This window comes from Bdellovibrio sp. HM001, from assembly GCF_055397275.1.
Genome location: NZ_AP029174.1, coordinates 646,144 through 669,371 on the forward strand (window position 1 = coordinate 646,144; position 23,228 = coordinate 669,371).

24 protein-coding genes and 1 pseudogene are annotated in these 23,228 nt (G+C 49.4%); 13 read left to right on the top strand and 12 right to left on the bottom strand.

The features are described from left to right. Positions 1 to 20: 20 nt before the first annotated feature. Positions 21 to 953, top strand: a complete 933-nt coding sequence (locus ACZ5ZZ_RS03155) for a diguanylate cyclase (protein ID WP_464120151.1) — start codon at positions 21 to 23, stop codon at positions 951 to 953. A gap of 2 nt (positions 954 to 955) precedes the next feature. Here the strand turns inward: ACZ5ZZ_RS03155 and ACZ5ZZ_RS03160 are convergent, their stop codons facing one another. Continuing rightward, on the bottom strand, positions 956 to 1,306 hold the full coding sequence (locus tag ACZ5ZZ_RS03160) for a hypothetical protein (protein ID WP_464133365.1): 351 nt from the start codon (positions 1,304 to 1,306) through the stop codon (positions 956 to 958). A 362-nt stretch (positions 1,307 to 1,668) separates the two neighbouring features. Here ACZ5ZZ_RS03160 and ACZ5ZZ_RS03165 point away from each other — a divergent pair, with 362 nt between their 5' ends. The 3 genes from ACZ5ZZ_RS03165 to ACZ5ZZ_RS03175 are packed head-to-tail and all read left to right on the top strand — an operon-like array spanning position 1,669 to position 3,288. Then, entirely contained in the window at positions 1,669 to 2,289 is a 621-nt protein-coding gene (locus tag ACZ5ZZ_RS03165) for an RNA polymerase sigma factor (RefSeq protein WP_464120153.1), read from the top strand. Positions 2,290 to 2,298: 9 nt separating this feature from the next. Next, positions 2,299 to 2,778, top strand: coding sequence for a hypothetical protein (locus tag ACZ5ZZ_RS03170; RefSeq protein ID WP_464120154.1), 480 nt, complete (start codon positions 2,299 to 2,301; stop codon positions 2,776 to 2,778). A gap of 24 nt (positions 2,779 to 2,802) precedes the next feature. Next, on the top strand, positions 2,803 to 3,288 hold the full coding sequence (locus ACZ5ZZ_RS03175) for a hypothetical protein (protein WP_464141208.1): 486 nt from the start codon (positions 2,803 to 2,805) through the stop codon (positions 3,286 to 3,288). 1 nt (position 3,289) lies between these two features. Here ACZ5ZZ_RS03175 and ACZ5ZZ_RS03180 read toward each other — a convergent pair whose 3' ends face one another. From ACZ5ZZ_RS03180 to ACZ5ZZ_RS03220, 9 genes are all read right to left on the bottom strand, one after another. Continuing rightward, a complete protein-coding gene (locus ACZ5ZZ_RS03180) occupies positions 3,290 to 4,507 on the bottom strand; it encodes a hypothetical protein (RefSeq protein ID WP_464141210.1) in 1,218 nt (405 codons plus the stop codon). 4 nt (positions 4,508 to 4,511) lie between these two features. Then, entirely contained in the window at positions 4,512 to 5,519 is a 1,008-nt protein-coding gene (locus tag ACZ5ZZ_RS03185; protein ID WP_464141211.1) for a hypothetical protein, read from the bottom strand. A gap of 29 nt (positions 5,520 to 5,548) precedes the next feature. Continuing rightward, positions 5,549 to 7,129: a hypothetical protein gene (locus ACZ5ZZ_RS03190; protein WP_464141213.1), complete on the bottom strand. Its 1,581-nt coding sequence runs from the start codon at positions 7,127 to 7,129 to the stop codon at positions 5,549 to 5,551. 32 nt (positions 7,130 to 7,161) lie between these two features. Next, the gene (locus tag ACZ5ZZ_RS03195; protein ID WP_464120159.1) at positions 7,162 to 8,298 is read right to left on the bottom strand and encodes a protease; all 1,137 of its coding nucleotides are present in this window, start codon (positions 8,296 to 8,298) and stop codon (positions 7,162 to 7,164) included. Between the two features lie 32 nt (positions 8,299 to 8,330). Continuing rightward, positions 8,331 to 8,912 (bottom strand): cation-transporting ATPase, encoded by a 582-nt coding sequence (locus ACZ5ZZ_RS03200; RefSeq protein ID WP_464141215.1) that lies wholly within the window; start codon positions 8,910 to 8,912, stop codon positions 8,331 to 8,333. A 3-nt stretch (positions 8,913 to 8,915) separates the two neighbouring features. Continuing rightward, complete coding sequence (locus tag ACZ5ZZ_RS03205; protein ID WP_464141217.1) at positions 8,916 to 11,624, bottom strand: hypothetical protein; 2,709 nt, start codon at positions 11,622 to 11,624, stop codon at positions 8,916 to 8,918. Between the two features lie 21 nt (positions 11,625 to 11,645). Continuing rightward, on the bottom strand, positions 11,646 to 12,182 hold the full coding sequence (locus tag ACZ5ZZ_RS03210) for a protease (protein WP_464120162.1): 537 nt from the start codon (positions 12,180 to 12,182) through the stop codon (positions 11,646 to 11,648). Positions 12,183 to 12,433: 251 nt separating this feature from the next. Next, the gene (locus ACZ5ZZ_RS03215) at positions 12,434 to 13,498 is read right to left on the bottom strand and encodes an aminopeptidase (protein WP_464141219.1); all 1,065 of its coding nucleotides are present in this window, start codon (positions 13,496 to 13,498) and stop codon (positions 12,434 to 12,436) included. Beyond that, on the bottom strand, positions 13,486 to 14,058 hold the full coding sequence (locus tag ACZ5ZZ_RS03220) for an outer membrane beta-barrel protein (protein WP_464120164.1): 573 nt from the start codon (positions 14,056 to 14,058) through the stop codon (positions 13,486 to 13,488). Before ACZ5ZZ_RS03220 ends, ACZ5ZZ_RS03215 begins: the two co-directional genes overlap by 13 nt. Positions 14,059 to 14,177: 119 nt before the next feature. Between ACZ5ZZ_RS03220 and msrB the strand changes: the two are divergent. Both msrB and ACZ5ZZ_RS03230 read left to right on the top strand, forming a co-directional pair. Then, positions 14,178 to 14,564 (top strand): annotated as a pseudogene (msrB, locus tag ACZ5ZZ_RS03225) (peptide-methionine (R)-S-oxide reductase MsrB); the annotation flags it as partial. 63 nt (positions 14,565 to 14,627) lie between these two features. Next, the gene (locus ACZ5ZZ_RS03230) at positions 14,628 to 15,347 is read left to right on the top strand and encodes a DUF3750 domain-containing protein (protein ID WP_464133383.1); all 720 of its coding nucleotides are present in this window, start codon (positions 14,628 to 14,630) and stop codon (positions 15,345 to 15,347) included. On the opposite strand, the gene ACZ5ZZ_RS03235 is transcribed toward ACZ5ZZ_RS03230, so the two are convergent. Next, positions 15,344 to 16,234, bottom strand: a complete 891-nt coding sequence (locus ACZ5ZZ_RS03235) for a TonB family protein (protein ID WP_464133386.1) — start codon at positions 16,232 to 16,234, stop codon at positions 15,344 to 15,346. The genes ACZ5ZZ_RS03230 and ACZ5ZZ_RS03235 overlap by 4 nt on opposite strands. 92 nt (positions 16,235 to 16,326) lie before the next feature. On the opposite strand from ACZ5ZZ_RS03235, the gene ACZ5ZZ_RS03240 reads away from it, so the two are divergent. The 5 genes from ACZ5ZZ_RS03240 (at position 16,327) to ACZ5ZZ_RS03260 (ending at position 19,705) form a co-directional block, all read left to right on the top strand. Continuing rightward, the gene (locus ACZ5ZZ_RS03240; protein ID WP_464120168.1) at positions 16,327 to 16,836 is read left to right on the top strand and encodes a PilZ domain-containing protein; all 510 of its coding nucleotides are present in this window, start codon (positions 16,327 to 16,329) and stop codon (positions 16,834 to 16,836) included. A 163-nt stretch (positions 16,837 to 16,999) separates the two neighbouring features. Continuing rightward, entirely contained in the window at positions 17,000 to 18,343 is a 1,344-nt protein-coding gene (locus ACZ5ZZ_RS03245; protein ID WP_464133387.1) for a PhoH family protein, read from the top strand. 18 nt (positions 18,344 to 18,361) lie between these two features. Beyond that, positions 18,362 to 18,781: a MaoC family dehydratase gene (locus ACZ5ZZ_RS03250; protein ID WP_374034937.1), complete on the top strand. Its 420-nt coding sequence runs from the start codon at positions 18,362 to 18,364 to the stop codon at positions 18,779 to 18,781. Continuing rightward, the gene (locus tag ACZ5ZZ_RS03255; RefSeq protein ID WP_464133390.1) at positions 18,778 to 19,206 is read left to right on the top strand and encodes a BLUF domain-containing protein; all 429 of its coding nucleotides are present in this window, start codon (positions 18,778 to 18,780) and stop codon (positions 19,204 to 19,206) included. Before ACZ5ZZ_RS03250 ends, ACZ5ZZ_RS03255 begins: the two co-directional genes overlap by 4 nt. Positions 19,207 to 19,300: 94 nt before the next feature. Beyond that, on the top strand, positions 19,301 to 19,705 hold the full coding sequence (locus ACZ5ZZ_RS03260; protein WP_464133392.1) for a DoxX family protein: 405 nt from the start codon (positions 19,301 to 19,303) through the stop codon (positions 19,703 to 19,705). Between the two features lie 140 nt (positions 19,706 to 19,845). Here ACZ5ZZ_RS03260 and lipB read toward each other — a convergent pair whose 3' ends face one another. Beyond that, entirely contained in the window at positions 19,846 to 20,535 is a 690-nt protein-coding gene (lipB, locus tag ACZ5ZZ_RS03265) for a lipoyl(octanoyl) transferase LipB (protein ID WP_464133394.1), read from the bottom strand. A gap of 177 nt (positions 20,536 to 20,712) precedes the next feature. On the opposite strand from lipB, the gene ACZ5ZZ_RS03270 reads away from it, so the two are divergent. Both ACZ5ZZ_RS03270 and ACZ5ZZ_RS03275 read left to right on the top strand, forming a co-directional pair. After that, positions 20,713 to 22,335 carry a hypothetical protein gene (locus tag ACZ5ZZ_RS03270; protein WP_464141221.1) on the top strand — a complete coding sequence of 541 codons (1,623 nt, stop codon included), beginning with the start codon at positions 20,713 to 20,715 and terminating at the stop codon, positions 22,333 to 22,335. A gap of 163 nt (positions 22,336 to 22,498) precedes the next feature. After that, positions 22,499 to 23,227, top strand: a complete 729-nt coding sequence (locus ACZ5ZZ_RS03275) for a Rossmann-fold NAD(P)-binding domain-containing protein (protein ID WP_464141223.1) — start codon at positions 22,499 to 22,501, stop codon at positions 23,225 to 23,227. Position 23,228 lies beyond the last annotated feature (1 nt).

Here is a 23,228-nt window from a genome sequence, read left to right on the forward strand (position 1 = left end):
GGGGACTTATACTTTTTCCTATGGCTCACAATGATGACAATTCAGACAACTTAGAAAAAACCAGTATTGTTGCCAGCGACACCTTCAAAGGTCGTTTGAAGGAGGCCGATGATGTGCCTCCGGCAATTGTTGTATTGATTGGACCTCCGGGTTACGTCGGAAAACAATATCCCATCACGGCCAGTGACATTGTGATTGGCCGCTCTGTTGAAAGCCAGGTTTACATTGATGATAAAAGTTTAAGCCGTTCTCACGCGAAATTTGCCGTGAACGGAAGTGAAGTGTCTGTCATTGATTTGGGCTCCACCAATAAAACTATCGTGAATGGACAGGTGATTCCGCCTTTGGCCTCTTGTCTTCTGAAAAACAATGATCAGATCAAAACTGGTAACGTGATTTTCAAGTTCCTGGAAAAAGGCAGTATTGAAGCCATGACCAACGCGGCGATGTACGATCGTGCGCAGAAGGATGCTTTGACCGGGGCTCATTCCAAAGGGGCTCTTTTGGATAAGGGACCTGAGGCCATGAAGCGCGCCGAAGTTCTGAATGAACCCTTCAGCCTTGTGACTTTTGATATTGATCACTTTAAGAAAATCAACGACAGCTTTGGTCACCCGGGCGGTGACTATGTTCTCAAAGAGCTGTGCCGTATCGTGATCACGAAACTGATTCGTTCCAATGACTTCTTTGCCCGTTATGGCGGAGAAGAGTTCGTCTTGCTGTTGTCCGGATCTCCGTCAAAGACTGCTGGCGAAGTCGGCGAGCGTATTCGCCAGACTATTGAGGCCCATGACTTTGTTTTTGAAGGGAAGAAGATTCCGGTGACAATCTCTGTTGGGGTTGCCACAAAACTTCCGAACGAGACCGAGTGGACTCAAGTATACGACCGTGCCGATAAGGCCTTGTACCAATCCAAACAGGGCGGCCGTAACCGCACCACGATTGTTTCATAAAACTATTTGCATCGGGCTGCTGTAATGGCGGCTCCGGTGGTTGTTGTATTCAAAACCAGATCTGCGCCACAGCGGCTGGTTTTGGCAACTCGGCGGGCCTCTGCACAGGCTTCCTGCGAACTGAAATAAAACACTTTGCCATCCAGATCAGAATAACGGCTGTCCACAAACATGACCTCAGACGTTTTGTCATTGCAGAACAAGGTCGCAAAGGCAGAACCATCCTGACCGTAATAGCGATCCACAACAGGGGTCAGCTCCCGCACAGAATAAATGCGGAAAGCGCGCACACTGGTGGCATGGCTCAGCGAAGAAAGCAGAATCAGTAAAAGGCAGACAGACAGGTGTTTCACGAGGCCTCCTGTTTTTAAGGGCTCCCTGAAACTCTATCCAAGAAAGCCGGCGGCTTTAACATATTATATAGAGGACGGGTCAGACACTGCTGCGCAGAAAGCAGAATGCAACGTTATAGACCTTGGTCCAGCCCATAAGTGATGCTTATGGGCGTCATAACAAAATGCGTAATTTCTAAGATATTTCATATATTTAGAGCCACTTTGACTCCTGTCATTTAGGCATCATCGTTGCAGTAGTGAAAGAGTGTAGGCACCGCGGGTTTGGGGGCGAATTTACCGGGGGCTGAGGGGGGCAGAATGGCTCTTCTGGGAAAAAAATTCAGGACGTTAACCGAATTTAGACAGAAACGAGTCAAAGTATGGAGAGAGATCTAAACGTGACGGATCTTGAACTGGTAGAAAAAGTTAAGTCTGGGGACAGACGTTCTTTTTCCGAACTCGTGAAACGACATCAAAGAAGTGTGCTGCGGTTGAGTTTGAGGTTTGTAAAGGACATGGACACAGCGGAGGATGTGACGCAAGAAGCGTTCATCAAAGCTTACGAGAAGCTCAATACCTTTGAAGGTCGCGCTTCTTTCAAGAGCTGGTTGTTCCAGATTGCAGTGAACACTGCCAGGAACAAAATTCGCGAGTGGAAAAGAGACACCGTGGATATCGATGATGTTCAGTTGGCAGTGGATGCGGAAGCTGAAACGACACTGGTTCATACGGCGGTTTCTGACATTCTTAAGAATGAAGTAGAAAAGTTGCCATTTAAACAGAAAACAGCCCTGGTTCTTCGTGTTTACGAGGATCTCAGCTTTAACGAGATCGCTGATATCATGGAATGTCCATACGACACAGCGAAGGCGAATTACAGACATGCGTTGATGAAACTTCGTCAGACTTTTGAGCAACAATCAGAGCTCAAAAACTGGACGGAAGAAGTAGGTGGCTTCTTCCTCGAAGTAAACCAGAGATTTGCGGAAGCAGAAGGATAGGAATAGCACATGGACAAAGTGGACCGTATGGATCGCATGGATAAAGTGCGAAAGGGGTTGAAGTCAGCCGATGATCTTGAACTGCCCATGAACGATGATTTCTTCGATCGTTTGCACGACAAGATCATGGCTGAGGTTGAACAAACCGTGATTCAACCCACCCCCGTGTTGATGACCCCCAGAAACTTGCTGCGCTCGCACTGGCGAGGATGGCTTTATCCCGTCAGCGGCGTAGCATCCCTGTTCGTACTGGCGTCACTTTTGATCCCTCAGGTGTCAAAAGTAAACCAGACGATGACCCGCGCCGGCCTGCTGAGTGATGGCCATGAAAGAATTGTCTCTGAGGCCCTTTTGTCCCCAGAGGAAATTTCCCAGACCTTGATCTCCACGCAGAGCGAATCTGACTTTTTTATGGACGTAGCTCGCGAATCATTCGAAAATTTATCTGTAGATAAATTCAATAAAATCATGGGTGAAAGCGGACGCTAACACCCTGACTTCGGGTGATAAGACGTGCGCAGACTGACTCTGTTCTTACTTTCAATTTTCTGTCTAAATTCGGCTTTCTCCGTGGCGGCCCACGCTGCGGAGAAACGCAACCAACTCGAGGAACTATTAATCTGGAAACTGAGCGATGAGCTAAAGCTCAACACCGCTGAGGAAAAGAAGTTTTCCGACATCGTCCGGGAGATCAATAAAAAGAAAGCCCAATTCAACCAGGAGCTTCAGGTTTCTGTTGAAAGGATGAATAAAGCGGCGACGGCCAAAGCCAAAGAGGAGGAGCTGACCTCTTATCGCAAATCCTTGCAGAGTTATGGTCGTATGAGCGAAGAAGAGTTCGACAAGCTTAAGACTCTGCTGGGGCCAGAGCGCATGGTGCAGTATCTGCAAATCAAGCAGGATCTTACCAATCGAATCAAGACGATGCTGACCAATCCTGAAGGCAGCCCCAAGGCCACCAAGCCGCTGCCTTCACCCAAGCTGATCGAGGAAAAATAAACTAGCGGCAGTCTTTCCCGGCAGGACGTCGATCCCCCCAGCGTACGGCGGGGGCATAGTCTGCTGAAGAAACCAGTTCCCCTTGAAGGGATCTGGAGGCCATTTCCCAGGCGGATGTCTGTCGGCCGGGCCAGTGCTCAAAGCGGCACTGTTCCAGTAGAGCCTGGCCATCGCTGATATCACCAGCCAGATCGGCATCGCCATCAGTTCTTTTCTTCCAGTCATAAAGATCGCGCACTTGCAGGTAAGCATCCCGGATGCGTTTGTCGCGGCTGTCGGTTGAGAACTCGTCGCGCAAGTCACCCGACAGGCAGCGGTTGCCATTGCTGGCGACTTGGCTCCATCCCTGATGAACCAGTTTGGCGCGAGTTTTTAGCAGGCCACAGATACTTTCCACGACGACATCCACACGTTCTTCAAAAGTCGGGATGCGCGTGCGCAGCAGCCGGCGGATTTCTTCGTGCCATTGAAAGATCTGACGGCGGTTGATCAGTTTTAGCGGTGCCCAGTCTGCAAGCTCAAACTGATTCAAACCGAAATTGGGCAGATTTTCCGGGCGCTGGCCATAGTGACCAGGTTGCTTCCAGATTCTGTAACCGGCTCTTTTTAAAAGCGGTGCCATATACGGATTTTTGCTCTGACTCAAAGTGCGCACCAGCCTCGGAGAGGTTGATGAAATCACCTCCACAAAACCGGTGTCGGTGATGGATTTGACATACTCTGCATGTCCGCCATTAAAGCCCGTGCGGCGCTTTTCCTCGTCCGACAGGTGGGGGCTTAGGAAGATCACACCTGGGCGGAAGCCTTCTTTGGAAATCTGCACGTGATAGGTGTCCAGCTCCAGCGTGTAGGTGGAGCTGAGATCGCTGACATATTCCAGAAAGCCGCGCAGGCGCTGTGCCTCGGGCAGATGATCCCAGCGAGACATCTTCTGCGTGATGTAGCTGCCACTTTTAGTCGGGTCGGCAAATTGAACCGGCAGACCATTTTTCGCCGCAAAGATAATTCGCGCGGCATAGACGGCATCTGCACAGTCAGTTTTCAGACCATAGAATGGCGAAGTGGGGGATGAAAAGATCTCGGCGTGAAAATCTTTTTCAATGAAAACTGAAAAGGCCACTTCATGCTGTGGAGTCCACGATTGCTGGATGCTCCACACGGCAGCATGTCCCCACGACGGCAGCAGAAGAAACAACGACCAAAGAACCAGCTGTTTCATCGTGTTAGTTCAATCCGGGCCAGGAGGATTCCGTGGCCTCTTTGATGATGTCGGTGCCGACGGTGAATTCAACCTGATCTTCTGTGTTCTTGCGGGGGGCCTGGCTGGTTTCCTGGAATTCGAAACGAATCAGGCAGAAACGAGGCACATTCATCGGGTTTGAATTCAAAAGCAGACGATAGAATGTCACTTGCAGAGAAGGGAAGTTCATGAAAGGCGCGCTGGAATTACCCAACATCAGGCCCGGAGCGGACACTTCGTTCAACTCACGCGGCCCGCCGTTGCTGCGGTATTCACAAACATAGTAAGAGCGAACTTGCAGGCCCGAATTCTGAATGTATTTGCGGTTCGTTGCCCCCAAAAGAGTTTGGATGCTGTATTTACCAATTGACAAGTCTTCCAACGGATTGGAACCACCATTGCCATTGCCATTGCCATTGCCATTGCCATTGCCATTGCCATTGCCCCCGGGGCCGTTTCCATTTCCAGGGTTTTCATTGTCGACACTTTCAGGGTCGTTGGCATGGTCAGGATTCTTGAACTGGCCATAGCAATTGCCATTGCTTTTTTTAAGTCCCTTGTCGCAAATTCCATTTTTGGAAGGCGTTTCATACACCGGCCCCAGATAGCAGAAATCAAGGTGGTAGGTGGCTCCATAGTGCTCACTGGCCAAGTTCACAGTCAGCTCGGTAATGTTGTTAAACCACTGGGTTTGTGGAGGGGAATAAACTTGAGGCTCCGACGAAGACACCAGTACATCTTTATCGATCGGATTGTTGTGACGATCAGAAAGTTCGAAGGTCAGGGAGTCACTTCCCGCCATCGGGTTGGTGATGACTTCTGACTGGCAAAGGGGGTTTTCGCAGGCCTCGGAATTCTGAGCCGGTTGCCGTGGGTGAGAAATTCCCAGATTGCACAAGTAAATATCTTCCGAATATGTTCCATTTGGAAGGGGTTCGTCTTTTTTATTTTTGATATTCACCTTGGAAAAGGCCTGCAGGCTTACTCCCAAGGTCAAGAGTATAGCAGTAAAAAGACGAATCATTTTGGGGCCTCACAGTTTACAGCAGGGTCTTGTTGGAAAGATTGTGTATAGTTGCCCAGCACTGGAGATTCACGTTTGTAAGTATACTGACCCAGTTTCAGGGCCCCAGATGACGCGTCTGCCTCCAGAACCTTAAAGCGCGTTGTTAGCTTGGAGTAGAATTTAGTTTTCCCGGCATCAGCACAGGATGACTTGGACGGATTGCAGACTTTTTTGTAATAAGACGGCCATTGGTTGTTGTCGCCAAACATGCGCAGGGACTGAATAGCCTGCTCTACGATTTGATTGGCATCGCCTGAACTCAAAGAGGGCAAACCTGCAACCGGTCTTAAGCCGCGACTGCTCGTGAAACCCGGCAAAGAACTGATAGGGTCGATGCCCGCAGTTCCCAGCGTTCCCTGGATATTGATCAGGAACTGGAAGAAGTCTTGAGTTGCCATGGTAAAGTCGTCAAGGGGGTCAACGAACAGAGTGACTAATTCGTATTCGTCACCGGCTTCGATGTGAGTTTCTTGCAGATTATGAGGGACCGTTTTTAATAGGCCCTGCCATTGTGGGAAGATAAAGTCAGCATACCACCATGAATCGACAAGTTCTTTTTTGCCGTTGGTTGCAATGCGATACAGTTCCATCTCTGCCGCAACCGGAGCCATGAAGTTATTTGGGGTCGAGCAGTTGCCTTGCTTGCAGCTGTTCTGGCCAAGGTTTGAAGCCGCCAAAGATGTGATGATAGTGTAGGTGTTGTTTTGCCCCGTGATGCTGATGTTGCCCATGTGTGTGTCAACCATGAAGTCGGTTGGGAAACGTGGATTCTCTTCACCATTGTCTTCGGTCAACGCCATAAGTTGCTCAGAGGGTTGAATATAAAGACGTCCTTGGCGTGTACCCAGGGCCGTCAAATCAGGGCTCAGACCGGAGTCGTCCCCGGAAAGATAAGAGTTAAGTGCAAAGGGTATGTCCTGGGGATTGATGCCATGAGTTTTGAGGAACTCAGGACTTCGACATTCATCCTTCAGAGCCACACTGATGGAAACTCGGTTGAAGGGTCTTAGTCTTAGGAAGCAATAGTCGCCTTCCATGCGAATGTAGCCGCGGTTGTCATTGGTGACTTTGCAGGCTTTTTGATCAACTTTGAAATTTAAAGCGCGGCCTTCGAGATCAGCAACCGAAAGATAGGTGCATGATTTCAGGATCTGATGCTGTCGTGCCACCAGACTGGCTGTGGGATAAATCGGTTCCTTAAGCTGGAACGGAGAGTATTTAAAGGAGCAGCGGGGTGCTTCCATTTTACCGTCAAACACCAAATCGGAAAAGTTGGCATCCACCTGAGGTGAAACAATGCCGACTGCCAACATCAGGAAAGGACCGTCAGTAGCAGCACAGTGTTCAACAAGAGAGGGAACTTGGGAAGTCTTGGCACCGTTGGAGAATCGTCCAACGGCACCTGTTTCGGAATTCAAAAAGATGTTCAAGGCACCGAGATTCTGCATTTTGCAGACCGCAAAGGCCGACGATGCAGAGACCAGAACCCCAAGAAGAGTCGCGAAGATAAATATTTTAAAAACATTTGATTTCATAACATCCTCTTGGAGCTATCCGGTGTCAGAGACTAGTGAACTTCTTCAATAGTTGTGTGAGTGCAAAGCTCAGCGCCGTGACGCTGCCATTTTCTCAAGTTGAATTTCAATGCATTTGCAGAGTTCAAAGTCTGGCGACCGTTAGTCTCTGTGAATACGTATCTAACTTTGCAGAAACGTGGAGTTTTTGTGTTGTTTACGTTCAACCATTGACCGTTGTTTCCACCAACAGACTGAAGTCCGGAGAAGTTCAGGTTCAAAGCGCTGCTGCCAAAATCAGTTGTCCCAAAGGAAGAGGAAGAAGCAGGTGTTGCAGTTGCGAACAAGTCACCAGCAAGTTTCTCAGTTGCTTTGGAAGCGTTGAACTGGAATGTCGCTTCGTTGATAGTAGTGTCATAGTAACCTTGGTTGTTAGCCGCATTTTGCAAGCTGCCCAAACCTTGTTGGTCACAAACTACGTGAGCTTTAACTTGAAGACCGGAAAGCTTAGTGTATTTCAAAGCTTCAGCGGTAGCTTGCTCCAAACCAGGAGTACCTACTGCGCCAGTGCCGTCTTGTGCGTGACCAACTGCAGAGTTCAGGAAGTCAGTTGCAGAAACCTGAGCGATGATGTTGAAGTTAGCAACAACATTGTCAGCATTGTACTCGATCTGTGGTCCACGGTAGCAGATATCAACGAAGTACTCAGCAATATAAAGCTCAGAACCCAAGTTGAAAGAAAGGTCACCGATGCGGTTGCCATAGGCTTCGTTTTCACCGTTGCTGCCGTTGAACAAGGCGTTCCATGCACCACCGTCTTCAGAAGATCTAGTTACAGTGTTAGTGAAAGCTTGACCAGCGGAACCAGCAGAAGGGTGATCTGTCCAAGGAGCATAGCTAACTTTCATGTAGTTCATCAAAGTGTCGCCGCCGTTTGTGCCAGAGCACACGCACTGAGTGTCACAGATTTCTTTGGCTGTGTCACACGCAGTTGGAGTACAGGAAGCACCTGTTGTTTGGTTGTAGCAAACTTTGCCAGTTTGAGCTGCTGCACGGATACCCGCGTTACAAGCATAGATGCTTGGACCAGAGCTGAAAGTTTTGAATTTGAAACGCAAAGAAATTGCGTTCGCGCTTTGTGCAGAGATCAATAGCATAGCTACTGCTGCGAATTTCATAATGTTAGTCATTGTTTTCTCCTTGTTGATCTAACGTTCTGTTTTTAAGGTTTGTTTAACTTAATTTCTTGGGCACTAGATTCGACTCGGGGTGAGTATTCCAGCACCTGCATTTCCTGATTATAAGGACCCGTACCGTCACAGATGACGTACTTGATACGAGTCGGCTCATTGTTGAGGTTCTTTTCCAGAACCAGCAACGGCTGCGCGGAAGGGTTGGGGCACAGATTCTGGAAACGAGTCTGTACTTCAACGCTGTCGATAGCCGAATAGAAGTTATAAATGCTTCGAGCCGCAATAAAGACGTGACTGCTTTTAAAAACTTTGGCCGTATCCTGCACCGGAACAGCCTGAAGGGTGTTGCGATAAAGACGGTCCACCTCAGTGAAGACTGTGCGCAAAACCGGGTTGGCTGTGCCCAGGCAGTTGAAGCAAAGCTCCTGTTCTTTGTGGCAGGCGTTTTTGTCACTGCAGACGGTTTCACACAGGCTTTCATCAGCCCGGCAGAACAAAGTCACGGTGTCGATGAACTCCCCTTTGGGGCCGACTTGAACTTTGGATTCAATAGTCCAAGCCTGGGCGTTTATGGTTCCTAGCAGAATAAGGGCGGTCAAAAAATGCTTCATAGTCTATTTCCCCAAAGCTCTGCGGCAGCTTTTGCTCCAGCCGTAAACACTTGTGACCCGGAACTTCTCAAGACGGTTTTCGTTGCAGTATGCGGTGATAGAAATATCACCTTCGCAAAGATTGGTTCTTAGGACAGTGTCTGTGCTCAAACCTTGATAGTCCCCGTCATTGTGGATGTAGGCGCTGTGAACCTTGGCATTATAGGTCTGCTCAAAGTATTGCGCGGCTTTGGCGGCACACGTGTCCGCGAAGCAGTTGAGACCTTTTCCCAGCATGTCCACGCAGTGAGTAGGGATCTCGCCATACTTTTTGTAAACCTCGGCGGCATAAGCCGGGTTCACTGTCCATCCACGCGGAATGTTGACCTTGTCTTTTTTTGCCTTGAAGTACTTCTGGAAGGTGCGGAACAGATAAACGATGAACTTGGCAGGGTTCACGCCACCACTCCAGCTCGCCGTAGAGGCCGCTGCCACCGCAGTGAAATTCAAGGTGCAGCCTCCGCAGAAAGAACGCTCGGTGCTGGCCCCGTTGGCGAAGTCTGTTGCTTTCAACGAGATGACTTCGCTTTTTTGTTTGGAATCGCAGTAGTTCACGGTCAGACCTGTGAATGAATAGAAGTTATAGTGCTTGATCCCGTTGGTGTTCAAGGACACCGCACAAGGGGCTCCCAGCAAAGGACCGAAATCAGCAACCAGCGAAGTTTGTGCTTTGGATTTTTCAAGGCGAGGATCAAACTTCAGAACCCCATTCTTCATCAATTGATTGAACGACACCACTTTGGGTGCGGTGAAATTCACATCCAGATAGATGGGAAGGATGTTCCAGCCGAAAAGGGCTGTGTTGGCAAGATCGATCATGAAGACCTTGTTCATGCGCTGGGTTTGGAACCACGGATCATACATTTTGCAAGTCGTCAGTTCCGCATACGGGTTGAACAGATTGGGATCTGAGGATTTACCAGCCAGTGGGATCAACGCATCCGCATAGACGGAAACCGCATAAAGATCGACAACGCTTTTCACGGCCAAACGGGCGCAGTCAATGGAGCTGCTGCAGAGGGCTTGAGCGCCGCCGACAGTCTGACTGCTCCAGGAAAGAGTTGGCTTTCCAGAGAATGTGGCTGGCACAAACGGAGCGGCCTCGGGATCTGGACCGATTTGCAGCATTTCTTTGGCCCAGGCGGAAAAACCGTTTTTGCTGACGGTGTAGCCGGGTTTATTCCAGAAATTTTGTTTTTCAAGCTGATTGCAGGTCGCCAGAATCGGAGCGGCAAGCTTGTTGAAGAAATCAATGTGCTCTTTGATGGGTCTTCTTTCGGAATACTGCATCTGAGTCATGTTTTTAAGTTCAGCAATACGGTCGATATTGGATTTCAGGAAATCCAAAGAGTTATCACCGGCCAGGCGCACTTCCGTGCACAGATAATAAAGCTCGTTCATCAGATTTTCCGATGAAGCGTTGGAGGCCAGTTCTTTGTTTAATCCATGGGTCAAGAGGTCCACGCCCAACTGATCCTGCAACAGATTCAGATGCATGGTGGCCGCCTGGTATTTGGTTTTGATCAGCGCACGAGACTGAATCAGGTTCTTGCGGAAGTTTGAAAGCCAGCCCTGAGCTGTGTCATGAGACTGCGTGCCCAGGAAGTCGTTGTTGACGCCACGAACTCCTTTTTCAAGAAGCTCCAGCTCGGTGCCCACCGGGACATTGTCGAATTGTTCCGGAGTCACGGAGTCACTGAGTTTGGCCAGTTCACGAACACTGTTGACGGAAAGATATTCGCTGTCACAGGAAGGCTTGGTCATGCTCTTGCAGCCGTTTGGAGAGAACATGATGGATTCTTCCAGCGCGATAGAACGGAACAAACGACCAAAGGAAGGGCTTAGCATTTCCACTTCATTGGTGTTGCGCCATGCCCAGGACAGGTAGATCTTCAGACTGTTCCAGAAATCGAATCCCTGAATTTCAAGAGAGTTTTTGTTGGTTTCCCAGTCGATTTGCAAAGTCACAAAACGATTCGGCAGTTTGTCGTCAGAATCAAAGCAGCCCGTCAGATAGTCCGCCTCGTTAAGATACGCCAAGGCGATATCCTGCAAATTGGCTTTGTTGACCTCTGAGTTGTGAAGATGCCCTTGCAGGGCCGAGAATTTTTTAATGTAGTAGCAGCCCAGGCGGTCCTTGGAGGCATGCAGAGGGAAGTTGTCCTGAGTGAAGCGATCATAAGCGGTCAGGTCCGCACGTTTGCCAGCTCGGGCCCAGATGCCCGCCAGATAGTCGTTCATATCGCTGCAGTTGTTGCCGGCTTTTTCACATCGTTGGGAGGCGCCCACATACTTGGGAAGCTGGGCCGTTTTCAGATTCGTTGGCAAAACCGGCAAATGGCCACGAATCATTTTGTTCATGATATTCAGGGTCATGTAAGCCACAGAAAGACGGAATTCTTTCATGGCCTTGTTACTGTACTCTTCCGGGGCAAAGCCCTGAAGTTTTGCGACGGAGTTAGCCAGTTTCCCAGCGTTGTAACCATCGATCATCACCAAAACTGACGAAGTCGGTTTGTCAGCATCCAAGGCACATTGCGCTCTGTTGGTGAAATTCAGAGGACTCAGAAGTGTCGTCTGGTGCGCTGGCACCTGTGCCAGCGCCATTCCAGGGACGAATCCTGCCAGAATAAATCCGGAAATTAGAATTGAGATCTTTGCAGTGATCTTCATGAGTCCTCAGTCAGTGAGCAATTAGTTTAGTGCTTTGCAGTTATCGACTTTGTTCAACATCGTTGTGTAGAACAGGATCACAGTCTGATCAGCCGGAGAGAAATTGCGTTTTGTAGAGCCGTCAGAGTTCACCATGTTGTACATGTAGGTGTTCACGAAGCGATAAACGGATGGAGTCACACGCAGGGTGGAGTTACAGGAGTAGTTCTTGTAAGTCACAGTGATGCCCGCGTAGTAATCGGAGCCATCCTGCTGTTGAGAGCCTTTGCCATCACCGATGTAGAAGTTGTTGCCGCCGGAGTTTGGGTTGTTACCGTAGCCAACCTGGAAGCTGACAGTCCAACCTTCGCCGTGACCATCGGTGCCCACGATAGAGCAAAGGTTGCCTCGGCAAGCAACGGCCATTTCGTTTTCGATCTTTCGTTGAATCTCGGCTTCAGAGTAGTGTGGGTTGGGACGAGGATCGTAATCTGGGCTGCCACCGTCGAATTCATCTGCGTGAACGTTCAGGGACATTGCCAAGGCGACAAGGCCTGCAGCAAGGAACTTCAATTTCATATTGCTCTCCGATTTTTTTGTGATCCGTCAGGTGCCGTGCACGTACCTTTGATTCCTGACAGGTTTTTAAAAAGTGGTTGGGTTTTAGTCCTAATCCTCACGTTTCGCCACTGTAAACTTGGCGAGTGTAAAGAATTTTTTACCGCATGGAGTAGCCCGAATGGGCTACGTCGTTTTAGAAACTTTTATTTGTTTAAATTTTCACAGGAGAATGTGAATGTTTGACCATTTTTAGACACGGAAAATGGTCTCTATTGTTGCATTTTTGCAAGGATAGCCTTGAGGGCGGAGGCTGGATCTTGAGTTTTTTCAAGGCTGCGGCAACTTTCAATGAATTTTGAGTAGTCTTGTCCTACCAGGTTGTAGAGAGATTCAAAGTCACTGAGATCCTGAAGGTAGGTCTTATAAACCAGAAGGCGGGCGTTGTTGAGGCGGGCCTCGCCGAATTTTTTGTAGTTGTCGGTCTTCAGTTGCGGAATGACTTCTGCGGCAAATTTCTTTTGGATTTCACGAATGCGTTCGCTGCGTTTTTCTTCTTTTCGCTCGTCGGGTGGAAGTTCTTTGTACCATTGTTCCAGTAGTTTTAGCTCAGAGGAAATGAAGGTGGAAAACAGTTTATTGTCTTCATTTTCCAGCTGTATCTGCTTCAGGGTTTTTGAGTCAGCTCCTTCTTTTTTCAGATAGAACAGTTCGGCCCCCTTGTTACCCAGAAAAGTCGCCAGGCGTTCGTTGAAGTCCGCAGCATGTTTGATGTACAAAGTGGCGTGCACGGTTTCATGAATGATGGTGTTGACCAGATCATAGTCGTCATAGCGAAGCATCGAACTCAGAATAGGGTCGTTGAACCATCCCAGGGTGCTATAGGCAGAAACACCGCGCATGTAGGTGTCCAGCCCTTCTTGCTGCAGGGATCTTTCCTCTTCCACAGCATCGGCTTCATTGAAGAAACCCTTGTAGGGCATTTTCCCCATAAAGGGATACGACCACTGATAGTGCTTCAGTTCCCACTTCGGAGCGGCACTGACGACGTAGGTGACGTAGGGGCGCCCGAGTTCGACATAAGCGGTGTAATTCTTAGAGGTGGCCAGATGCAGCTCCCGCTCGGCAAACACGCGGGCTTCCTCGGCCAGACGCAATTTTCTTTTCTTTGCTTCGTCCAGGTTCGGATCTTCCAGTGCTTCGTTCAGAGGAACGCGACTGCCAAGAAGTTTCATCTGGCCGTACCCTGACTTCATCAGATAGCCCATCTGGCAGCCACTATTGAGCAGGGCCATTGCCAGCAGAGTCACAGGAAGGAGCTGTTTTACAGAGCCCAAGTCACACCCGCACGCACGGAGCTGTCATCCGTTTGCAGGCCGCCACCGATGGGCGTTTTCCAGACATCATAGCTCAACTTGATTCCCAGTGACTCGGTCACTTGAATTTTCAAACCGGCTCCGTAGCTGGGCACAGTGACGCTTTCAGGTTCAATGGTATAGGTGTCCTGCCCTTCGATCTTGATTTGTTGGAATCGACTGATCTGGGCTCCGCCGCCTTTGATGTAGGGCTGGAAAAGCGCTTTACGGTCGGCAAAGGTCAGAATCAAGTCGGCCCCCAGGATTTGTGATTTTTGAGTCGTGGTACGACGAGCATCACTTGCACTGGCTTTTTCTTCGCGCACACCTTTGGCATCGGTGTAGCTGAGCTCCAGCGCCATTCGCTCTAGGAAGTAAAGAGAAAGCGAGCCGGTGATGGACTCAGAGTCGAAGGAGTTGTCTTGGTCGAACGTGGTGGTTTTTCTTCCGTAGGAAAGCCCGAGTTCAGTAAACAGGGCGTGTGCGGGCAGGGAAGTTGACAGTAAAACGGCCAGAGTGGTCAGAGATAAAAACTTCTTCATATCCTTAGATCTTAGCAAGGTTGAATGGCGAACGACATGTCCTCATTCACACTCTGGACTAAAGCTGCTGGACCGGGTAAAACCAAAGTATGGATGGAAAGACTTTAAAATGCGGATTGCCCTCGGATGAGGCGGAACTGCGAAAACTACTGACCCCTGAGCAATTTCAAATCATGGTCCAAAACGGCACGGAAAGACCTTTTCAAAATGCTTATTGGAATCATCATGAGGAAGGGGTTTATGTCGATGCGATTTCTGGCACGCCCCTTTTTTCAAGTCAGGACAAGTTTGATTCCGGAACGGGGTGGCCCAGCTTCACACGCCCTATTGACAAGGCGGCTGTGCAGGAAATTGTGGATCATTCCCATGGTATGACCCGGATTGAAGTGCGCTCCAGGGATTCCAATTCGCATTTGGGGCATGTGTTTGACGATGGCCCCGGCCCGACAGGTTTGCGCTATTGTATCAATTCGGCGTCTTTGCGTTTTATTCCCAAGAAGTCCTGATGTGCTGAGGCGGGCTCAGCATTTTTTTTCCGCAAGGAAGGGAAAATCGTCCATAATGTGACGATGAAAATGTTCGGACTTTTTCTTTCTTTGTTCGTTTGGGGTTCTCAAGTTTTTGCTCAGGATTGGCGAACCGCCACGCGTGAAAGCGCTCATCTGGCGCCGACCCCTCAGGAAGAAAAGCAGGCCGTGGTGCAGGTCTATGCGGCACGCACCTTCAGCTGGCGCGGGTACTTTTCCGTTCACTCCTGGATTGCAACCAAAGCCAAAGACGCTTCCCAATACACCACCTATCACGTGATCGGCTGGCGCGTGAAGCGGGGGCTGGAGTCCGTCAGAATCGAAAACGACATCCCGGACCGTCACTGGTTTGGAGCCAAGCCCGAACTTATCGAGGATCTGCGTGGCGAAAGGGCCGAGGCGGCCATTCCCAAGATTGACGAACTGGCGCGGAACTATGTTTATAAAAACACCTACCGGGCTTATCCGGGTCCGAACAGCAACACTTTCATTTCACATATCATTCGCAATGTTCCCGAGTTGACGGTGGAGCTTCCTCCCAACGCCATCGGCAAGGACTGGATCAACGATGCTGATGTCGTGGGTTGGAGTGAGTCCGGAACTGGCGTGCAGTTTTCACTGCTGGGAATGCTGGGGTTGACCGTGGGGCTGCATGAAGGCGTGGAGATTAATTTGCTGGGTCTGAATTTCGGTGTCGACTTCTGGCGTCCGGCCTTGAAGCTTCCGATGGTCGGCAGGGTGGGAATGACCGACAAGCCTTAGTTGCGGTTCACCAGAGCTGGGGGGCTGTAGCGCACTGTGAATGAAAACACCAGATGAATAAAGCCATCTTCTTTGACCATCTCTTGCGGGGGATTGGGGAAGATGCGGGCCTCTTTAAAGGCATTGATCGCGGCCATATCAAAGTTTTTAATGCCTGAACTTTTCATGATCAAAGCCGATCTTAGGTTTCCATTTTTATCCAGAATGAACTCGGCCTGAGTCACCCAGTTGCGGTTGCCAGCGTTGATACGATCAATGCGATCGAAACTGTCGATGGCCTGCTGGACCCGGGTCTCCCAACGGAAGCGAATCAGCTCTTCCACGCGTGCATAGAATGTGTAGAACAAATAGCGGTCCGTGTTCAGGGCCGTGAACGAGCCCACCTTGACGTCCGTGGGAAGAGATTCACCGACGGAGGAATAACCATCATTGAAGCGCTTCATTTCAGCCAGTTCTTTGCTGATATCCACATTGCGATAGCCATCTTTGTCGGTTTCTTCAGTCTTGAGCTGCTCGCGTTTTTGTTCGGCCACTTGAGGAGCTTTGTTGGGGTCTTGTTGTGGAACGCTGCTGTCACGGTTGCTGCGGTTTTGAGTCATCCCGGTTTTCGCAGCTTGAGTTTCTTCTTTCACGCGCTGATTTTTTTCAGAGAGAAATCGCGCCAGCGTGTCGTCTTCGGGAAGTTTCACCTTTTCGGGAACCAAAGCCTGACGAACCACGCTGCGATCTTTGGGTTTGAGCGCCTGCAGGATTTCCTGTTCTGGGGAAAGAGTGACTTCGATCACTTCGGGTTCGGGCATTTGCAGTTTGGGCGCAAGCCAGATCAGGCCGATGATAACCAGCAAATGGAACATAAAACTGCATAGAATCGCCCTGACAACCGCCATGTGTCTCATTTTAAGCCGAAACTAGACCTAAGGGCAAGACGGCTAAAGTTGAAACACATCCTGCCGATAAGAATTAGGTCACAGGGGGACAAATGGGGAAAATTCTGGATATCACACCACGCCTAAGATCTCAAAATTCTTCAGAAAAAAAGGGAATTGAGGCTCGTGCGGAGGTGCTCGACATTACGGAGGCTCGTCAAGAGATTCTGAGCCGCGATCGCCGTGATGTAAAAAGAACCATTTTAACTGAATTTGTAGGAGCTTTTGTCGTATTGCCTGAAAGGGGTCTTTTGAAGGCCGCTTTGTATGACATCTCAGAAAACGGGATGGCCTTTGACCTGGAGTTGGCCGATGGTGGTTTTGCGCCAGGGGATGAAGTGGCAATGCGCGTGTACCTGAATCATTCAACGTACTTCCCATTCACGATTGTTGTGTCCAACAGCCGTGCGATTGAAGACGAAGGCGTTGTTCGTCATGGTGCGGGCTTTGTAAAGGGCACGATGAATGATGTTGCACTTCATCATTTTGTGAAGTTCATTGAAAACGTCAGTGCAAGTCTGAAAACCGACACGGGCGACGTGCTCGTATCTCATATTTCCTAAAAATTTTGATAACTGGCGAGGGGATCACAGTCCCCTCGCTTTTTTATTTTTCAGACGGTGATTTTGACCTGTCTGCTTAGTGATGCTTTTTACGTGGACTTTGGTCCTGCGATTTGTTGCAATTTAGCTGTGGAGTATCTGCAGCTCTCAAGCGGCAGATCACATGGACTATAACTACGGAGGGTGTCCATTGAGTAAAGCAAAACGCAGAAAAATCGTGGTCGATACGAACGTAATCCTTTTCGATTCTCAGGCAATCTTGAGATTTGGAGAGGCAGATGTTCATATCCCTATCTCTGTTATCGAGGAAGTGGACAAGTTCAAAAGAGATCAGGGTGAGAACGGACGCAATGCCCGTCAGTTCAGCCGCTTTATCGACGTTTTGCGCTCCAAGGGTTCCTTGGCCAGTGGTGTTCAGATCGACAATTCAGAAACGATGGTCTACATCAACACGGATCTGATGTTGGCAGGTATGCCATCAGAACTGGATCACCAAAAAGCGGACAACCGTATTCTGAATACGGCGTTGGCTTTGCAGAAGCAGCATCCGCGCTATAAGGTGGAGCTGATCACCAAGGACATCAATCTTCGTATCAAGGCTGACGTTTATGGAGTCATCGCCAATGACTACGATGCCAACGACATCAACCGTGATGATCTGTATGAAGGTTATCAAGAAATCATGGTGTCACCTGACCAGATTGATGCTTTCTACAAAGAAAAACGTTTCGTCACGGATGTGAAACTTTACGGTAATCAGTACGTGATCATGAAGGACACGGCGAATCCGAATCACTCGGCGATTGGTCGTTACAGCCTGGCTGAAAAAGCGATTGTGCCTTTGATGCAGGCGGCCGATTCGATCTGGGGTATTCATGCACGAAATGTCGAGCAAGCCTTCGCATTAGACTGTTTGTTGAATGATGAAATTATGTTCGTATCGCTGGTGGGTAAAGCCGGTACAGGTAAAACCTTGATGGCAATCGCGGCGGGTCTTCATAAAACTTTGGATCAAGGTCAGTTCCAAAGATTGTTGGTTTCTCGTCCGATCTTCCCGATGGGTCGCGATATCGGTTACCTTCCGGGTGACATCGAGCAGAAATTGAATCCTTGGATGCAACCTATCTTTGATAACGTTGAGTTCTTGATGGGTGCGGACAAAAAAGCTGCGGGCCGTGCACAGGAATTGATCAATCAAGGGATGTTGAACATTGAGCCGCTGACTTACATTCGCGGTCGCAGCATTCCGAAGCAATACCTGATCGTCGACGAAGCACAAAACTTGACTCCGCACGAGATCAAGACAATTGTTACGCGTGCCGGTCGTGGGACGAAGGTTGTCCTCACGGGTGACGTTTATCAGATCGACAATCCTTACGTGGATTCCGCGAACAGTGGTTTGACTTACGCGGTCGAAAGATTCAAAGGGCATCCAATTGCTGCCCATGTGACTCTGACGAAAGGTGAAAGATCTGAGCTGGCTGAACTGGCAGCTAATATCTTGTAGTTTTTTAGGAGTTTTTTCATGGCTGAAGTGATTGATGTAGGATTCGAAGCAAAGGTAACTGTGCAAGTGACGGACAAAATGATCCAGCAATTTGCGGAGCTATCCGGAGACCACAATCCTATTCATTTGAACGATGAATATGCATCAAAGACACGTTTTGGTCGTCGTATCGCACACGGTATGATCGTCGGCGCTCTGATTTCCAGAGCGCTTGTTGATGGCATCGGTCAGGGTGGCATTTATCTGGCGCAAAACATGAAATTCGTAAATCCTGTTTTTGTTGATGATACGATTGTGATCACCATCAAAATCACAGGTCTTCGAAAAGAAAAAGGCATCGCCACTGTTGAAACCAACGTCGCGAAGCTGAATGGCGATGTTGTGGTGAAGGGTGATGCTGTTATCATGATGTCATCCACTGGTCCTGCAGGCATATGAGTTCCGTTTTCCATCTTGTCTACTACAGCAAGGCAGCCGAGGATCTTAGTTACACGGACATCCGTGAGATCCTCGATGTGTCCCGGCGGAACAACACCGCCCTGGGCATTACCGGCCTGCTGATTTTTCGGGATGGATTCTTTTTGCAGCTTCTGGAAGGCGCAGAAAAAGACGTTCGGGATATATTAAACAGAATCCGTGAAGATGATCGCAATTACTCTATCCGCGTGATGATTGAAACAGAAAGTGCCGACCGCCTTTTTGAGGGTTGGTCCATGGCCTTTTACGACGGAGACATTTCGACGAACTCCACGCAGCATTTGGTGGATTTGTTTGAAGCGGTTTTGGAAGGTGGCATGACTAAGAAAAATCTGATTATGCCGATTCTGAGAAAATTCCGCGCCTCTGCCCCTGATTTGAAGTAAAAAGGTTCCTGGTTCTTTTTTGGGATCGCCAATGCATCATTAGTTAAACATCGAAAGAAAGGTTTTCCTCATGACATCTCTATTTAAAAAAATCATGTCTTCAAGAAATTTCAACACCAAGTATGACGATATGGCACTGACGATTTTACGTGTGTTCATCGGTCTGGCGATGGCGTTCTCTCACGGTTTGGGTAAGTTGCCCCCGCCAGAGATGCTGGTGAGTGGGGTCGCTTCTCTGGGGTTCCCTATGCCAGAGTTTTTCGCTTGGTGTGCGGGCCTAGCTGAGTTTGTCGGTGGAATCTTGTTGGCGTTGGGTCTTCTGACTCGTCCTGCAGCAGCGTTTGTGGTGTTCACGATGGCCGTTGCAGCTTTTGGGGTCCACGCGGCCGATCCGTTTATTAAAAAGGAAATGTCGCTTTTGTATCTGTTCGCCAGCTTGTTCTTCGTAATTCACGGTGCTGGTCGCTGGTCCATCGATCACAAACTTACCTCTAAGTAAAAAACGCTAAAAAGGCCCACCTGACTGCGTTGTGCCTCGCGCTGACGCACAAGAATAGCTTCCTGCTATTCTTGTCGGAGGGTCTGTTCGCTCCGCCTTGCATTGGAATCTTTTTTACGGATTTAAGGTGTGAGGATTTTTTAAAGGACGTCGAGAAGACGTCTTTTTAGTTTTTCCTTCAACTCTGGCAGTTGAACGGATTGTTTCAGCAGCTCTTCCAGGCTGATCATGGTGTCTGAACTGAAGCCGCAGGGGTGAAGTCCCTGGAAGGCTTTGGGGTCGTGAGTGATGTTGATGGCGGCGCCATGAAGGCTCACCCATTTGCGCACGCCCACACCGACGGACGCCAATTTTTTCCCCTGAGCCCACACGCCGGTTTCGTCGGCTTCACCCGGAGCCTGGACATGTTTTGCCGACGAACGGCTTTCCACGCCTGTTAGACCATAGCTTCTGACCACGTCAACAATCGCTTCTTCCAAAACGCGCAGGTAGGCGGAAATGTCGCGTTCCTGGCGTCCCTTACGATTCATTGTCAGATTCAAAATTGGATACACAACCAATTGGCTGGGGCCGTGATAAGTGGCGCGGCCTCCGCGTGTGACTTCAACGATGCGGCCCTCCCACGCGAAAACATCATCAGGCTTGGTGGCTCTGCCCACGGTCACAACCGGTGGGTGAGAGCAGAAAACAAGATAGCCGGGAAGGTCGTTGTTATGGACCTTTTCCACCAGCTCATTTTGTTTTTTTAGAGCCTCTTCATAGTCGATGAGACCCCAATCCTGAAAAATCAGATCTGCCATGAATTCTTTGTGCCACTGATCTTTGGACATGTCATGTATTCTCTTCGAAGGTCCAATTCAGAGGGGAGTGAGAAATCTTTAGACAGCAATGTTTTTGAGTGTGTAAAGGGTTTGGTCACAAAAATTTCAAAATGAGATTCGTTTGAAAAGCCCCAAAAGATGCCGTCACAATGAATTCAGGATCACATAGAGCAGGGAGAGGATCTTATGAAAAATCTAGGACTGATGGGCATCTTGGTGGCGATGATCGCATTGACAGGGTGTCTTGATAACGGTGGTGGCTCCGAGGTCAAACAAGACCTCAATAACGGAGACTTCAGTGTTGTTACAGATCCGGAAGATGGTGGCGGCAACTCTGGCGGCAATACCGACGAGGGCAGCGCCGGGGGTGGTTCCACTCCAACGACTCCTCCTGTGCCGGTGACTGAAGGGCTTGAAATAAACAAAGGTGCTACGTTGACAGGGTCCGCCAAGTTGACTCTGGATTTCTACTCTCCGTTTGTTGCAGCTTATGTGAAAGTTTCTGAAGGTGATACCTGCGCCAAAGGAACCTGGGTGGACTATGTGGATTCCGGCGTTCTGAACAGCTCTAAGATCAATCAGAATGTTCCAGTCAGTGCGCAGTTCCGCGACCATGACGGCAGAACCAGTTCTTGTTATACCCGAAGCATTTATATTGACCAGGCAGGTCCGGAAATCATTTTTGCCAAGTATCCATCTGCTCCGGTGGAAGAGGGGTTGGATGTGGAGATTGTCTTCACCGTTTCTGACGTGCCAGCCGGGGTGGCGAGTGTGACATGCTCGTTCGGCACGACCACGAAGTCCTGTGCTGCGGGAACGAACAAGATCACGTTCCCGAAAATGGCCGGTGGCGACTATACATTGAAGGTGGCCGCCAAAGACAAGCTGGGGAATGCTTCAGAAAAATCAGTCAGCTTTAAAGTGTCGTCCATGTACAAACAGATGGTGAACAATGTGCGTGTGAACGAGTATCAGAAAGTGGATATTTTGTTCGTGGTCGATAACTCCGGTTCGATGGAATATGAACAAAAAAGCATGGCGTCGCGTGTACGCAACTTCCTGGATGTGGTGAAGGGTCTTGATTGGCAGATTGCTGTGACGACCACAGATCCGGTTCATAAGACTTTGGGTGACGGTCGTCTGGTGCAACTTGCCAACAAGCCGGGTCAGTACATTCTGACATCTTCCATGAATGACACAGATGCCAGAAACACTTTGAGCAACACTCTGCAAAGAAGTGAAACAGGCAGCGGAAGTGAACAGGGCATCTATGCCGCCTATCGAGCGATAGAAAGATCCCTGAGCGCCACCGGTGGCAATGCCAACTTTATCCGCAATGACTCGCAGCTGGCTGTGGTGGTTATTTCAGATGAAGACGAATCCGCCAATGGAGCTAAGAATGATCCAGCCAACTTTGTGAAGTTCGTGCAGGACAGCTTTGGCTCCCAGAAGGCCATGAGCTTCCATTCCATCATTGCACGTCCTGGGGACCAGGCATGTCTGAAGGGTGAAGGTTATTCTGCCGGCTTCCGCTATGAGCAGATTTCCAAACTTACTGGCGGTGTGATTGGTGACGTCTGTGCGACAGACTATGCTGCGCAAGTGCAGGGGATCGCAGAAGGTGTACGCAAAACATTGAAGTCCATCACGTTGTCCTGTGCGCCCGTGGTCGATGCCATGCGCTCGATCCTGGTCCTGAAAGACGGGCAGGTGTATGATGGAACAAGAAAAATGGAAGGTCTTAACCTGGTGTTCGACCAGATGCTGCCTCAAGGTAACTACGAAGTTTATTACTCTTGCCTAAAATAGGTCGGTTGGTGAAAAGGGCCTTCTCGCTCCGACGTGCTTGGCGCACGCCTGCGCTGCGAGGGCCCTTGTCCGCCTTGCGCTTGAACCCTTTTGACCAACCTCTGATTTTGAGGGGTGGTTTTTCTTGTTTGAAACTGACTTTGAATCAAAGTAAGCCTTTGTTATGGAAAAAAAACAGACTTGGGGAATCATTGGATTGGGCTGGCTGGGATCCGCTTTGGCGCAGGAACTGGAACAGGCCGAGCAGCCTTTTTGGGGAACTCACCGAGGTGAATTTGATTGGGGCAAGGATCGCTTCCCGGGGGATTTCTGTGATGTTCTTTTCTTGAACACGCCACCACTTCCTTGCCTGTCCCCCGAGGACTATATCGATAAGATTCCAATTCAAAAAGGACAACGGATTATCTTCATCAGTTCCACCTCTGTTTACGGTGGCCAGGGGGGTGAGGTGGTCGAGAGCACCTTGCCGCAGCCTCTGAATGATTCCCAGATATGGTTGCGCCAGGTCGAGCAGGGGCTTGTGGCAAAGTTTAAAGATCAAGTCATCGTCATTCGGCCGGGAGGCTTGATTGGTGGAGCAAGGCATCCGGTCTATCATCTTGCCGGTCGCAAAATGCTGGCCGACGGGCTTGCTCCGGTGAATCTGATTCATCGTGAAGATCTGATAAAGATCATCATGGCGGTGGCACAAGTGCCATCGCCACCGTCATTGATCAATGCGGTGGCGCCTTTTCATCCCAGCAGAATGGATTATTATACCGGTTGGGCCCGGAAGCTGGGGTTGGCAGAAATGTCATTTCGTCAGGAAGCGGGGAACGCAAAACTTGTGAAATCCGAAGTTTTGGCAAGTATCCACACACAGTGGAGCTGTCCGCTGTTGGACAGACTGTAAA

Coding starts and splice junctions, on each gene's coding strand:
- ACZ5ZZ_RS03275 (WP_464141223.1), top strand. CDS start 22,499: ATGGAAAAAAAACAGACTTGGGGAATCATTGGATTGGGCTGGCTGGGA.
- ACZ5ZZ_RS03200 (WP_464141215.1), bottom strand. CDS start 8,912: ATGAAGCATTTTTTGACCGCCCTTATTCTGCTAGGAACCATAAACGCC.
- ACZ5ZZ_RS03235 (WP_464133386.1), bottom strand. CDS start 16,234: ATGGCGGTTGTCAGGGCGATTCTATGCAGTTTTATGTTCCATTTGCTG.
- ACZ5ZZ_RS03270 (WP_464141221.1), top strand. CDS start 20,713: ATGAAAAATCTAGGACTGATGGGCATCTTGGTGGCGATGATCGCATTG.
- ACZ5ZZ_RS03230 (WP_464133383.1), top strand. CDS start 14,628: ATGAAAATGTTCGGACTTTTTCTTTCTTTGTTCGTTTGGGGTTCTCAA.
- ACZ5ZZ_RS03155 (WP_464120151.1), top strand. CDS start 21: ATGGCTCACAATGATGACAATTCAGACAACTTAGAAAAAACCAGTATT.
- ACZ5ZZ_RS03220 (WP_464120164.1), bottom strand. CDS start 14,058: ATGAAGAAGTTTTTATCTCTGACCACTCTGGCCGTTTTACTGTCAACT.
- ACZ5ZZ_RS03245 (WP_464133387.1), top strand. CDS start 17,000: ATGGACTATAACTACGGAGGGTGTCCATTGAGTAAAGCAAAACGCAGA.
- ACZ5ZZ_RS03205 (WP_464141217.1), bottom strand. CDS start 11,624: ATGAAGATCACTGCAAAGATCTCAATTCTAATTTCCGGATTTATTCTG.
- ACZ5ZZ_RS03255 (WP_464133390.1), top strand. CDS start 18,778: ATGAGTTCCGTTTTCCATCTTGTCTACTACAGCAAGGCAGCCGAGGAT.
- ACZ5ZZ_RS03260 (WP_464133392.1), top strand. CDS start 19,301: ATGTCTTCAAGAAATTTCAACACCAAGTATGACGATATGGCACTGACG.
- ACZ5ZZ_RS03240 (WP_464120168.1), top strand. CDS start 16,327: ATGGGGAAAATTCTGGATATCACACCACGCCTAAGATCTCAAAATTCT.
- ACZ5ZZ_RS03250 (WP_374034937.1), top strand. CDS start 18,362: ATGGCTGAAGTGATTGATGTAGGATTCGAAGCAAAGGTAACTGTGCAA.
- lipB (WP_464133394.1), bottom strand. CDS start 20,535: ATGTCCAAAGATCAGTGGCACAAAGAATTCATGGCAGATCTGATTTTT.
- ACZ5ZZ_RS03170 (WP_464120154.1), top strand. CDS start 2,299: ATGGACAAAGTGGACCGTATGGATCGCATGGATAAAGTGCGAAAGGGG.
- ACZ5ZZ_RS03180 (WP_464141210.1), bottom strand. CDS start 4,507: ATGAAACAGCTGGTTCTTTGGTCGTTGTTTCTTCTGCTGCCGTCGTGG.
- ACZ5ZZ_RS03190 (WP_464141213.1), bottom strand. CDS start 7,129: ATGAAATCAAATGTTTTTAAAATATTTATCTTCGCGACTCTTCTTGGG.
- ACZ5ZZ_RS03210 (WP_464120162.1), bottom strand. CDS start 12,182: ATGAAATTGAAGTTCCTTGCTGCAGGCCTTGTCGCCTTGGCAATGTCC.
- ACZ5ZZ_RS03165 (WP_464120153.1), top strand. CDS start 1,669: ATGGAGAGAGATCTAAACGTGACGGATCTTGAACTGGTAGAAAAAGTT.
- ACZ5ZZ_RS03195 (WP_464120159.1), bottom strand. CDS start 8,298: ATGACTAACATTATGAAATTCGCAGCAGTAGCTATGCTATTGATCTCT.